The organism is Nostoc sp. (assembly GCF_036916655.1).
Classification (GTDB): domain Bacteria; phylum Cyanobacteriota; class Cyanobacteriia; order Cyanobacteriales; family Nostocaceae; genus Nostoc.
This window is the reverse complement of sequence record NZ_JBALFY010000019.1, coordinates 145,449-158,611: the sequence shown is the minus strand read 5'-3', so window position 1 is coordinate 158,611 and position 13,163 is coordinate 145,449. Positions and strand designations below refer to the sequence as shown.

General features: G+C 42.0%; 11 protein-coding genes and 1 tRNA gene. 8 read left to right on the top strand and 4 right to left on the bottom strand.

Features of this window, described 5'->3' with window-relative positions; all coding sequences use genetic code 11:
• Positions 1-30 precede the first annotated feature (30 nt).
• Positions 31-1,746: an NACHT domain-containing protein gene (locus V7L31_RS04965; protein ID WP_334695205.1), complete on the bottom strand. Its 1,716-nt coding sequence runs from the start codon at positions 1,744-1,746 to the stop codon at positions 31-33.
• Positions 1,747-1,869: 123 nt separating this feature from the next.
• On the bottom strand, positions 1,870-2,457 hold the full coding sequence (locus V7L31_RS04960) for a Uma2 family endonuclease (protein ID WP_334695204.1): 588 nt from the start codon (positions 2,455-2,457) through the stop codon (positions 1,870-1,872).
• A gap of 153 nt (positions 2,458-2,610) precedes the next feature.
• On the opposite strand from V7L31_RS04960, the gene fni reads away from it, so the two are divergent.
• The 3 genes from fni to V7L31_RS04945 all read left to right on the top strand — a co-directional run bounded on the left by fni (position 2,611) and on the right by V7L31_RS04945 (position 6,326).
• Positions 2,611-3,660 carry a type 2 isopentenyl-diphosphate Delta-isomerase gene (fni, locus tag V7L31_RS04955; RefSeq protein ID WP_334695203.1) on the top strand — a complete coding sequence of 350 codons (1,050 nt, stop codon included), beginning with the start codon at positions 2,611-2,613 and terminating at the stop codon, positions 3,658-3,660.
• A gap of 90 nt (positions 3,661-3,750) precedes the next feature.
• On the top strand, positions 3,751-5,586 hold the full coding sequence (gene sppA / locus V7L31_RS04950) for a signal peptide peptidase SppA (protein WP_334695202.1): 1,836 nt from the start codon (positions 3,751-3,753) through the stop codon (positions 5,584-5,586).
• 104 nt (positions 5,587-5,690) lie between these two features.
• Complete coding sequence (locus V7L31_RS04945) at positions 5,691-6,326, top strand: glutathione S-transferase family protein (protein WP_334695201.1); 636 nt, start codon at positions 5,691-5,693, stop codon at positions 6,324-6,326.
• 322 nt (positions 6,327-6,648) lie between these two features.
• Here the strand turns inward: V7L31_RS04945 and V7L31_RS04940 are convergent, their stop codons facing one another.
• Together V7L31_RS04940 and lipA are read right to left on the bottom strand one after the other, a co-directional pair.
• Positions 6,649-7,584 carry an NAD(P)H-dependent glycerol-3-phosphate dehydrogenase gene (locus V7L31_RS04940; protein WP_334695269.1) on the bottom strand — a complete coding sequence of 312 codons (936 nt, stop codon included), beginning with the start codon at positions 7,582-7,584 and terminating at the stop codon, positions 6,649-6,651.
• Positions 7,585-7,608: 24 nt separating this feature from the next.
• A complete protein-coding gene (lipA, locus tag V7L31_RS04935; protein WP_334695200.1) occupies positions 7,609-8,493 on the bottom strand; it encodes a lipoyl synthase in 885 nt (294 codons plus the stop codon).
• Between the two features lie 137 nt (positions 8,494-8,630).
• On the opposite strand from lipA, the gene V7L31_RS04930 reads away from it, so the two are divergent.
• From V7L31_RS04930 to V7L31_RS04910, 5 genes are all read left to right on the top strand, one after another.
• Positions 8,631-8,704: transfer RNA gene (locus V7L31_RS04930), tRNA-Pro, on the top strand.
• Between the two features lie 218 nt (positions 8,705-8,922).
• The gene (locus V7L31_RS04925; RefSeq protein ID WP_334695199.1) at positions 8,923-9,237 is read left to right on the top strand and encodes a YkvA family protein; all 315 of its coding nucleotides are present in this window, start codon (positions 8,923-8,925) and stop codon (positions 9,235-9,237) included.
• A 534-nt stretch (positions 9,238-9,771) separates the two neighbouring features.
• On the top strand, positions 9,772-11,346 hold the full coding sequence (locus tag V7L31_RS04920; RefSeq protein ID WP_334695198.1) for a CPBP family intramembrane glutamic endopeptidase: 1,575 nt from the start codon (positions 9,772-9,774) through the stop codon (positions 11,344-11,346).
• A 778-nt stretch (positions 11,347-12,124) separates the two neighbouring features.
• Positions 12,125-12,400: a TM2 domain-containing protein gene (locus tag V7L31_RS04915; protein WP_179067054.1), complete on the top strand. Its 276-nt coding sequence runs from the start codon at positions 12,125-12,127 to the stop codon at positions 12,398-12,400.
• 109 nt (positions 12,401-12,509) lie between these two features.
• Positions 12,510-12,689 (top strand): hypothetical protein, encoded by a 180-nt coding sequence (locus V7L31_RS04910; RefSeq protein WP_334695197.1) that lies wholly within the window; start codon positions 12,510-12,512, stop codon positions 12,687-12,689.
• Positions 12,690-13,163 lie beyond the last annotated feature (474 nt).

Genomic DNA, 13,163 nt, shown 5'->3' with positions numbered 1-13,163 from the left:
TGTTTTGGCTGGAGGAAGTATTTGTATTTCCTACTCTCCATCTTTCACTTTCTCTTGTGGATGCCAAGCTTGATAAAAAGCCGGATAGGTCATATTTTCAGCGCAATGGTAGAGTGTCCAATAGCAATCAAAGTAGAAAGCACGATTATTTTGACAAACTGGATCTTGTAAGTAGCAACTTAACTTGGCAACTGCTAAAGAAAATAAATTATCTCTAAGGATTATTCCTAAACATGCAATAGGACTAACAAATCCAACTAAGCCATCATTGTCTATTAAATTAATAATAAACTTAAATACATTTTCATTGCTAATACCAATAGCTGTTAAAGCCAAGATAGCATGTTCTTTAATTGCATAATTTTCATAATATGTATGGTTATTGATTATTAATATGAGAATATCTATTAAATCTAGATTACCGCTTCCAATTCTCTGGACATATTTAAGAGTCTTAAACAAAAGGTAGCGATCACAATCTTCGTTGGAATGCAGCGATCGCTTAATAACATCAATAATGGGAGCAATAGCCTCTGGATTGCCAGTAATGATTTTTTCTAATCTCAACATGCTCTCAACCTTTTGAGGGTTAGCATCATCAATATTGTTGAGAGAGTAAATCAAATCTATTATTTCTTCTCTACTACTATGATTCTCTTTTTCAAGTGTCTCAGAGGATACCTCAATAGGCCGTGAATCCGAAAATACACGCCGTCTTATAGCTTCAAGTTGTTCATTAAATTGAAGCTTATTCAACCAGAAATGTGCAACAAAGTAATCATCGCTATTATTAATTAGTTCCTTAAGGACTTCGGAAGCTTCAAAGTTATCAGGAGAAAAATCTAATAAAGTTAATGCAACTTGTCCAAGAATTATTTCATCGAATTTATTACCATTTTTATCAGTAAGTTGTCTGCGAATTTCTTTATCTTGGCATAAATGCAACAATTTAGTAAGTTCAATAACAACTTTAATGCGGTCAGTATCTCGAATTATTGTTCGAGCTTTTTTATCAAGTGGAAGGAAAGACTGCCACCCTTGTTTAGTACTCTCAAAGCAACCAAAAGCCCATTGAACTATCTGTGCTACTATTTCATCAGCACGACTACAATCCTTAAATTCTGCAATACCATTGGCTGCCAAAAAGTAGGCTTGAAACCAATAAAGTTTGCAGAAACCATCATCAAATTCCACCAACGCCTGAATAAACTCTTCCTTCTCCTTTCTCTCCACATCCTCACGTCCCAACCACAGCAAAATCACCTCTTTCCACTGCGGCGCAAAAATGCGATAAACGCCTAGCGCGGGGTTGTCGGGAACATGATTCAGAAACTCGTGCCAATCAGCGATCGCCAACGCCGCAAAATATTCCTCAAATGTGGTGTGGTAAAAAGCGTAAACTTCCTCTTCAATGTCAGATTCGGCAGCCAGTCCAACTTGATTTAGCCATCCCAACTTTAGCGCCAACCAAAATAGAGAACCCTCCTCTTCTGGATCGCCCAATTCATTACTTACAAACTCATAGTGCAACCGAAAGCGAGAAGTTTCTGTGTCAATTGCCCGCTTTGCCAAACGTCCCAGTGCTACGTTTAGTTTTTGTCGCTGCTCTTGAGTCGTGCGAAAGCGATTTTTTCTCCAAGTGTAGAACCGCTTAACAAACTGCTGATAAAGTCCGGCTTTAGTTTCCGGTAAACCTTTATCTGAACCTCGCAAAAGCGATGCCTGCGGCGGGCTACGCCTACGCATTCGTAAAGCCACCATTACGCGGTTAAAATCCACCGCAGACTCAAAAGCGGCTGCTACACAGACGGCGTAATGAGCAACAAATAGGCATCATTCACAGTGAATGATGCCCATGTTCTTGCAGTTTTATTCTTCAATCAACTCAAAATCAACTCGCTCATAAATATCCCGCAAGGTAATTTGAAATTCAATAGAATCTAAGACTAAAATTGCCTCTTCACCTTCATATTCTTTAAAAATCCATTGACCTTCTGCTTGCTTAACAAATTGTTCCACAGCAAAACTATACTGGTCAATCATGATATATTCTTGAAAACCAGGAATTGAACGATAATATTTAAACTTATCTGTTTTGTCATAATTTTTAGTTGAATTTGATAAGACTTCAACAATGAATAAGGGATTAGTAATAATTGTTGTACCCGTTCCCTCATAAATAGGCTTACCTTTGATGACCATAACATCAGGATAAGTATTAATGCGATAACGAGGTATTGATAATTTAACATCGCCTATATATATGTTATAACTTTGTCCTTGCACTGTCAGGGGAAATTTTTTGTAAAAATTACCTGCAATGTTGTTGTGGTTAGTTGTTCCTCCTATCATGGGTATAATTTCTCCGTCTCTGTATTCATTTTTATATTCAGCCTTCTCTTCTAATTCCAAATATTCTTCTGGGGTGTAGTAGCGCTTTTCTGTTTGTAAAACCATATTAATTAACTCATAAAATGAGTGAATGGGTATGTTATCAATAGCGTAACGTACCCGAAAGATAGCGAAAATAAATATTTTTGTTATACAAATACGGTTGCAGACAATGTAACAATAGCGATCGCAAGCCAATACTTTTAGCCATACCCACCAGTGAACGCCCCTACCAATATCTCTGCACAAACTCAGAATCGCAAAGCCGATCACATTCGGATTTGTTTAGAGGAAGATGTTCAGTCTCATCAAATCACCAATGGACTGGAACGTTATCGTTTCACCCATTCTTGCTTACCCGAACTAAACCACAACGATATTGATATCAGTACAACTTTTCTGGGAAAACACCTTAGCGCACCCTTATTAATTTCTTCCATGACTGGCGGAACAGAACAAGCCGCAATCATTAACCAACGTTTGGCCCAAGTCGCGCAACACTACAAAATTGCAATGGGTGTTGGTTCCCAGCGAGTCGCGGTAGAAAAACCCCAAGTGGCTGATACTTTTGCTGTTCGCAAGTATGCGCCCGATGTTCTATTATTTGCGAACTTGGGAGCTGTGCAACTTAACTACAAGTACGGCTTAGATGAATGTTTGCGGGTAGTTGATATTCTAGAGGCTGATGCCCTGATTTTACACATTAATCCTCTACAAGAATGCATTCAACCCCAAGGCGATACTAATTTTCGGGGTTTACTTGACAAGATTTCTAAATTATGCATTAAGCTACCAGTGCCAGTGATTGCAAAAGAAGTTGGTAACGGCATTTCCGCAGTGATCGCACAGAAACTTCTTGCCGCCGGAGTAGCAGCAATTGATGTCGCGGGTGCGGGGGGTACTTCTTGGGCAAAAGTAGAAAGCGAACGCGCAGAAAGTCCCTTACAGCGTCGCTTAGGGATGACATTTGCCGATTGGGGTTTACCAACAGCAGAGTGTATTACAACGATTAGAGCGATCGCCAAAGATGTGCCTTTAATTGCTTCGGGAGGTTTGCGTCATGGATTGGATGTTGCAGCCGCGATCGCCTTGGGAGCAGATATCGCTGGTTTAGCAATGCCTTTTCTGCAAGCAGCAGCAACATCAGAGACAGCAGTAGCCGAACTTGCTGAAGTATTAATCGCCGAAATTACCACAGTCTTATTTTGTACTGCTAACACTACCTTGTATCAGTTAAGGCACTCTGGTAGTTTACAGCGCATAGAATAAGTAAATGGGTCATTAGTCATTAGTCCTTTGTCATTTGTAAATGCCCAATGCCCCATGCCCAATACTCAATGCCCAATAACTAAATAACTAATGCGTAATTTTATCAAACAAACTTTTGCTAGTTTAGTTGGCACTTTACTAGGACTAATTATTTTCGGTGGTTTAGGAACCACTGGACTTTTCTTGTTGATATTGGCTGCTAGTTCGTCTAAAGATACTGGGCCAAATGTGAAAGATAAGTCAGTGCTAGTCTTTGACTTGTCAATGAAAATTACTGATAGCGAACCTAGTTCAAGTGAACTGTTTCAAAACACGATATCAGGTGTAGAGGACGATAGAATAGCACTCCGTAAAGTTTTGGAAACTTTAGAAAAGGCGCGGCGCGATCCGCGAATTGTCGGAATCTATCTGGATGCAACGAACGCAAGCCAAGGTGGTAACGTCGGCTATGCCTCCCTGAAAGAAGTTCGGAAAGCCTTGGAAGAGTTTCGTGCTGCGGGGAAAAAGGTTGTCGCTTATGGGAGTGATTGGAGTGAAAAGGAATATTACGTTAGTTCAGTGGCGGATTCCATCATCCTTAATCCATTGGGAATGATGGAAGTCAACGGTTTGAGTTCACAACCAATGTTCTTAGCTGGAGCGTTGCAAAAGTATGGCATTGGTGTTCAAGTCGTGCGGGTAGGGAAATTTAAAGGAGCCGTTGAGCCGTTTATCCTCAACAAGTTAAGTCCAGCAAACCGCGAACAAACTCAGAAATTGTTGGATGATGTTTGGGGAGAGTGGCGCACTGCTGTAGGCGCAAGTCGAAAACTTGAACCTAACCAGTTACAGACGATCGCAGATAATCAAGCCATACTAGAAGCCACACAAGCCAAAACTAGCGGTTTAGTCGATCAAGTACAATACCCCGATGAAGTGGTAGCAGACCTAAAAAAGTTGACAGATAGCGATAAAGAAGACAAAACATTCCGTCAAATTAGCCTGAATAGCTATGCACAAGTTTCCGGCAAATCTTTGGGTGTAGAACGTAGCTCCAAAAATCAAATAGCCGTAGTTTATGCTGAAGGTGAGATTGTCGATGGTAAAGGTGATGATGGACAAGTTGGAGGCGATCGCTTTGCCAAAATCTTCAACAAACTACGACAAGATAAGGATGTGAAGGCTGTTGTCTTACGAATTAACAGTCCTGGTGGTAGCGCTACCGCAGCCGAAGTCATGCAGCGAGAAGTGAAATTAACTCGTGAGGTTAAACCAGTTGTAGTCTCAATGGGCGATGTCGCCGCCTCTGGTGGTTATTGGATTGCTAGCGACTCAAATCGCATTTTTGCAGAACCAAATACCATTACAGGTTCCATAGGGGTGTTTGGAATGCTATTTAATGGGCAAAAGCTAGCTAATAATAATGGCATTACTTGGGATTCAGTGAAAACCGGACGTTATGCTGATAGTCAAACAGTTTCGCGTCCGAAATCGCCTCAAGAGTTGGAACTTTATCAGCGCAGTGTTAACCGGATTTATAGTATGTTTCTGAATAAAGTCTCTCAAGGTCGCAAACTCCCAGAACAAAAAGTAGCAGAAATTGCCCAAGGACGGGTGTGGTCAGGTGAAGCGGCCAAAGAAATTGGTTTAGTGGATGAAATTGGTGGTTTGAATACTGCGATCGCATACACTGCCAAACAGGCGAAACTAGGAGAAGACTGGGAAGTGCAAGAATATCCTCGCACTAGCAGTTTTGGAGAACGCTTTTTTGGGCGTGCAACAGAAGAGGCGCGGACTGCTTTAGGGATTGAGTCAGCGAAACTCAAATCAGCTAATCCCATCACCACTGAATTCCAAAAATTACAACAGGAAATAGAGACTCTGCAAAAGATGAACGATCCACAAGGAATTTACGCCCGCTTGCCTTTCAACTTAAAGATTGATTAGATGCTTTGTCTTCATAGAACAGTCGCCCAGAAGCCTACACTGTACTGTACTCAGTCAGTGTAGAGCAGTCACATAACAATAAGCTACCAGAAGAGGAACGTTTTATGATAGTTGTGCATCATCTTAACAACTCGCGATCGCAGCGTGTGCTATGGCTGCTCGAAGAATTAGGTATTGAATACGAGATCAAGTTCTATGAACGCGATGCAAAGACGATGCTGGCACCAGAATCGCTGCGCCAAGTTCATCCCCTCGGCAAGTCACCAGTGATTACAGATGCAGACTCGACGATTGCTGAGTCGGGGGCGATCGTCGAATACCTAATCGATCGCTACGGTAATGGTCGGCTAGTCCCAGCATCGGGTACGCCGGAGCATCTGCGCTATAAGTATTGGCTACATTACGCCGAAGGCTCGGCAATGCCCCTACTAGTGATGCAGTTGGTATTGAACAATTTTGGAGCAGGAGACAGCAGTGTAGTTAGCGGATTCGTTGCACCCCAGATCAAACTTCACTTTGACTATATAGAAAGCGAACTTCGTAAAAATACGTGGTTTGCGGGTGAAGAATTTACCGCCGCCGATATCCAAATGAGCTTTCCTTTGGAAATAATCGCTATGCAGCCCAAAGAAATCGAGAGCCGGCCAAAGCTGAAAGAATTTGTCGAGCGCATTCAGACGCGACCTGCTTACAAACGCGCCCTTGAGCGTGGAGGTAAATACGACTTCTCCTCTCAATGATTTGGGAAAATAACATTGAAGGAGGCAGGAGGCAGAAGGCAGTCCCGATGAAACAAGTTTCACAGCCTTGTATGAAAGAGGGACAAGGGAGACAAGGGGGACAAATAGTAAATAACTCTTTCAAGTCAGAAGGGAATCCCCATAAATAAATTGAGGGATTTAATAAGGACGCAATATTTCTTGTGCTTTGCATCTCGAAATATATATTTCCATATTTTTCATAAATAAATTTAGGGGCTTGTGACCCCTTTGGCAGAGGGGAAATAGATTCATTCCTCCTGCCTCCTGCCTCCTGCCCCCTGCCTTTCTTGGTCAAGTCGTTCTAATAGTTGTACTCTGGCTTGATATCTCGCAACATCAGCTCATCAAGTGCTTGTCCGGGTGTGATTTCGCCTTGAAGTAACCGATAAACTTGCTCAGTAATTGGAACCGCAATGTTTTGTTGCTTGGCTCGTTGCATCAAAACTCGGCAAGTGTTTACTCCTTCAGCAGTTCCTTGTAAATTTGCGAGAGTTTCCATAAGTGACTTACCACCAGCTAACTGATAGCCAACTTGGTAATTGCGACTTAAGGGACTATTGCACGTTGCTAACAAATCTCCTAAACCTGATAAACCATAAAATGTTTCGGTCTTTGCACCCCAATTGTTGCCGATGCGAACCATTTCGGTAAGTCCACGGGTGACTAAAGCAGCTTTGGCATTGGTTCCCAGTTGTAAACCATCGCATACACCAGCTGCGATCGCAATCACATTTTTTAGTGTCCCCCCCAGTTCCACCCCCAAGGGATCGGGATTGGTATATACCCGGAAACGATGAGAAGAAAATACTAATTGCACTACTTCCGCCGCCGTGGGGATGTTACTGGCTACCACCGTGGCTGCTGGTAATTCCATTTGAATTTCTTTTGATAAATTAGGCCCAGACAAAACAACCACTGCATGGTTAGGGAATATTTGTTGCCAAATTTGTGACGGTGTACAAGTGGTTTGGGGATCTAAGCCTTTCGTCGCCGTCACAAAAATTGTCTCTGGAGAAAGGGGGAAAGATTGAACTTGGAAAGCAACATCTCTCACACCAATCATTGAGATAGCAGACAGGACTATTTGGACATCTTTTAAAACTGCTTGAAGAGTTTGGGAACCTTGACGCGACCACACGCGCACCTGATGACCATTTGCAGCAGCGAGATTTGCGAGAGATGCACCCCAAGCACCTGCACCAAGAATTGCAACGGAAAGTTTTGCATTGGAGTACATCTGCTCACTCATAACTCCTAATTCCTAACTCCTAACTTTTGAGCGTGGGTAACGTTGCATCAATTCTCTAACTTGTTCTGCATGATATGAGCTTCTTGTCAATGGTGAAGAAACAACTTGTAAAAATCCGATTTCTTCACCGAATGCCTTCCAGTCAGCAAATTGTTCTGGATTGACAAATTCATTTACTTGCAAGTGTTTTTGACTGGGTTGGAGATATTGCCCAATGGTTAAAATATCGCAATCCACAGATCGTAAGTCTTGCATGACTTGGCGAATTTCGGCATCAGTTTCACCGAGTCCAACCATAATGCCAGATTTAGTGTAGGCAGTAGGAGAAAGTTGGCGAGTGCGCTGCAATAATTCTAATGTGCGATCGTAGTTTCCTTGGGGACGCACCCGACGATATAGGCGTGGAACAGTTTCGGTATTGTGGTTTAATACCTCTGGCGCAGCTTGTAGAATTATTTCTAGAGCATTCCAATTACCGCATAAGTCAGGAATTAGCACCTCTATTGTGGTGTTGGGTGAAACAGAGCGAACCGCATCAATACACGCCACAAACTGAGATGCACCACCATCAAGCAAGTCATCTCGGTTTACAGAAGTGATGACTACATGATTAAGGTTCAGACGGCGAACAGCTTGGGCCAGTCGTGTAGGTTCCGTGGGGTCTAGTGGTTTAGGTTTTTTCTCAAAATCAATATCGCAGTAGGGACAAGCGCGTGTACAAGCCGGGCCCATAATTAAAAACGTGGCAGTCCCAGCGTTGAAGCATTCACCAATATTCGGACAGGACGCTTCCTCGCAAACTGTATTAAGGGCTAAATCCCGCAAAATTTCTTTAACGTTACCGATGCGCTCACGCCCAGGTGCTTTCACCCGCAACCAGTCTGGTTTTACAGTCACAATCCGCTTTTACCACTAGAGTTATACAAATTTAATCCTAGCAAGCAAAGTCTTTGGTGAAGCGATCGCATATAGATGTAATTCTGATATTTGGCACTAGTTGTGATATTCTTATGTTTACAATGCCATTTTTGTGGCGGGATGTGGCGCAGCTTGGTAGCGCACTTCGTTCGGGACGAAGGGGCCGCTGGTTCGAATCCAGTCATCCCGATTGGTAGATGTCGAATAACTAATTATTTGTGAAACTAGATAAAGAGGCAAAGGATTTGTCCTCTACATCAACATAGTTATAAATATTCCTGGTTGCCTACTTGTTTGTATTTGCTGACAAATTACTAGTAGCGTCTTCCAGACTAACCAGGGCGGTTATTCACACCGGAAGTTTTTGGGATAGTTTGTCAAAATTAAAGATAACTGGAGGTTCAAAATATGAAATTTTCAATCCAATCACTTTACACTTGGTACCGCGATGTGCTTCGTAACCCCAAGTACCGTTGGTGGGCAATTTTAGGAACATTAGTCTATTTGGTTAGCCCATTTGATGTTCTCCCAGATTTTATACCGGTTGTAGGACAAATTGATGATGTTTTCCTTTTGACTCTGCTTGTTTCTGAGGTGTCTGGGCTAGTCATTGAGGGCTGGAAAGCTCGTAAGGGTGATTTGGGTACTGAAGTGCCTAATACTACCGAGGGTTCTACCTCCAGTGCCAGCACCATTGATGTTGATGCTGTTTCGATTAAGTAGTTTTGTAAATAAAATAAAATTTAACGAACCCCCTGCTTTTGCTATCTGTTTACAACGGTGCTTCTGAAGTAGGGGATATTTTTTTTACAATAGTCAAAGTTAATTAAAGGTCATTTAGAGGATGTTTGTAAAGTCTAATTTATTACTGCCTGAGCAACTAGAAGTCGCGGCTACACAGACAAAACCCGCGTAGGTGGTCCGAAAAACTTTGATTTTCCATTATGATATGTAGCCTGAGTCGGCAGGCTTTGTTTTTGAGCCAGTAACTTATTGTCTCACTGTGATATTCCCCATATATCAACTCTTCAGGACTTTTCTGTACTACTAAGGTTATCCGCTAACAGAATAAATTTTGATAGCGCAGCGTAAAGCCTTCTCTACGAGAGGCTCCGCCAACGGCATAGATTCGCTTAGAGCGAGTATTTTCGAGTTGCGTCTTGATTCTGACTCCTGAATTTTGAATTCTGAATTCTTCTTCAATGCGATAATTCCCAAGGGGGACACGCTCCCCACTGGTTAGTCAAAGGGGGATAGATGACACTCAAGCGATTGATTTTATTTTTTGTACTGACGCCGATAGCAGTTCTGTTGGCAGTTACGGCTTTATTCGGTAGTTGGCAAGAACCTCAATTTCAAAGTCGCCTGGAATTATACCAAACCAATATTGCTTTACAAGCCCAAGCTTGGCAATCAGAAGATAGCAACGATGATAATCTCCAGGCGGTTCGGGAAGCAATACTTGGCGAACAACCCCTGGAGAATGCTACAAAGCAGTATCAGGAGGCGCGTCAATCAGTTCAAGCTAATTTAGACAAAGTTAATAATCAACTTGCAGAATTACGCTCTCAAGCTGAAATAACTCCTATACCTCCGAAACCTCTACCGGATGTTCCTCCCCCGACTAAAATCTCTAGACAGGGAAAGCAATCGTTACAGCAATCCCTCAAGCAATTACAAAAATTACTCGCTGAATTAGACTTACGCCTGGGAATTTTACAAGCACAGCAAGGACAAACAGATACAGCCTCCAAGACTTGGAGTGAATTACAACAACGCTCAGATATCAATCCAGAATTTGGACAAACTGCTGCTGTACTAAGTGGACTGTGGAGCAATCCTCCTCGTCTTCTTCCAAATGCTCAAGAACCGATTCAGAGGAATTTAGAAGGTTGGTTTCGCTCTACTGCTTTGGTTAAGTTATACCAACTCCAGCAACGACAAGATGCTTTATCAGCAGTAAAAGCTGCACAACAAGAATCATCGGCTCAAGCTGTGTTGAAATTGGCAGTTATTGGCACTATTCCCACCTTGGCAGCTTTAATTGGTTTAATACTGCTGATTTTGTTATTTGCTCAACGCTTTTTGAAAGGAAAAGCCTCGTTATTAGCTCAAAATGCTGATATTCCTTGGTCAACACCTTGGGATGGTGAAACAGTTTTGCAGGTTTTTATCATCGGCTTTTTCTTCATGGGGCAAATTTTTGTACCCTTGGTAATCTCAGTGCTACCCATCCCGCGTCCGATTGTGGATGTGCGACTTCAGGCGTTTTCTGTCTTGGTTAGTTACCTGTTGGTGGCATTAGGTGCGCTGTTAGTGCTGTATTTTTCTCTCAAGCGCTTTTTTCCATTACCAGAATTCTGGTTTCGCTTCCGTTTTCAAGATAATTGGTTTTGGTGGGGACTGGGAGGCTATTGCACGGCTTTACCTATAGTTGTGGTAGTATCTTTGATTAATCAACAGCTATGGCAAGGACAGGGTGGTAGTAATCCTCTGTTGCAACTAGCCCTAGAAAGCCAAGATGGTGTAGCGCTTGGCATATTTTTCTCCACAGCCGCGATCGCTGCGCCATTTTTTGAAGAAATTCTGTTTCGTGGCTTTTTATTACCCTCTCTGACTCGTTACTTACCCGTGTGGGGAGCGATTCTGATCAGTAGTTTGTTGTTTGCGATCGCTCACCTAAGCTTGTCAGAAATTCTGCCACTGACGGCATTAGGGATTGTCTTGGGAGTAGTTTACACGCGATCGCGTAACCTCCTCGCTCCCATGCTCCTCCATAGTCTCTGGAATAGTGGTACACTATTAAGTTTATTTGTTTTAGGTAGCAATTAGCACTAAAACAGTACTGTTGCTCAAAATCAAAATATTTGCTTTTATCTCCATAAGTAGAGATAATTAACTAGTTACAATTGGTTCAAGCATAAATACTGGCTGAAAACCAAATTGAAATCGTGGCAAAAGCAAATCAAAGAATGCTTTTAACATAGGCAACAAACTATCTAGTTAAGCATTTATTCTCATTCGGATGATTTTAGCCATTTTCGAGATGTTAATTGTCTTCCCGAACCATTTTTAGCTGTCATAAATTGGATTGCAATTCCGTTTTGCGCTCATCGAAGTGGAAATCGGTAACTAAAAAGGGGTTAGAAAGAAGTGGAAGACGCGTCTTGCGCTTCTAGATTCCTACTAACCACACAGTTGGTTTTTTGCCGCTAGCGATGTCTACGACGGGCTACGCCTACGCCAAAAAAATCCGGAAATAATACTGATGGACTTGTAAAAAGTTGTGATGTAGCAGCTTTTGCTGATTATTGAGGTTCATTGTTCTCAAGATCAATGTTTTACCTAAAAATCTGCAAAACTGCTGCACCAGAGTTGCGATCGTCAAATCCATTAAAAGTAATGAAGGAACGCCAGATTTTCAGGCTATGCCACAAGACTTAGCGTTCCCTCTGGAATAGAAGCACGCTGATTTTGGTTATTCGTCTTGAGGCTGACTCATACTGAAAAAATTAAAAATCTATTTATTTAAGTAAGTAAACGTATTTGCCTTCATTACAATAAAGACTTTATTTTTATACTCACTGATCAAGGAGCAACACTTAATATTATGGCAAATCTCAACCCCAGTCACCCCACCAAGCAACTTCTATCTGGTTACTGTGGCATTATCCTGGGAGCATTTGGAGTTCATAAGTTTATTCTAGGATACGCTGCGGAAGGCTTTATCATGTTGGTGATTTCTGTAGTTGGGGGTTCTTTCACCTACGGCATTGCCTTGTTAGTTATGCAGCTTGTAGGTTTAGTTGAAGGCATGATCTACTTGAACCAGCCCCCTGAAAAATTCGTAAATACCTACTTTGTGAAAAAGCAGGGCTGGTTTTAGTAGTTTTCCAGCAAATTTGATACGTGTAGATTGGTAAAAAATCTCATAAAAAAGCCATATACCAAGACACTTTCAACCCTATTCAATACGCTTCGGTTAAGGTTTTTTGATGGAAATTGTAGAGCGCAAAGATCCGATAAATCATTATAAAGACGCGATAAATCGCCGTTTCTACAAAAGATTGATTATTGTAGAGACGACAATTCATCGCGTCTCTGGTCTTAACCGAACAGTATTGATTCCCTATTACCTGCTGTATATGCAGCAATTATTTATACTGATATGTTGACTCTTAAACCTAAACATCTTTCCTCGGTGATGTTCCTCGTGTTGGGCTTAGGATATTTCAGTGCTATGTCTAATTTGGAAGTCAACTATTTTTTAAAAAGCCTAATTGCGCTGATGCCAATACAGGTTGGAGCTATTATTTACATAACTTATCTACGCTGGAACCGTCGTTAACCCTCAGCGAAGTACGATAAAATAGGAGTCAGAATACAGAATGGGCTACGCCCCGCTGCGCTAACAGAATTCAGAAAACTCTAACCATAAAGGGATAGAGTTTTCAGGCGAGAATATTTTTATTTTTTTCGCCCACCAGGGGCGAAAGCGCGTAGCGGGACGTACCCCTACGGTGATCTTGCTACGCGGTAGCGTCTCTAAGAGTTGTAAGGTTTTAACCAATATTCAGACGCGACTCGAAAATACTCGCTTGCCGCCGGCGCTATCACACACTCGTACAGAAGAATTAATACTGAATTCT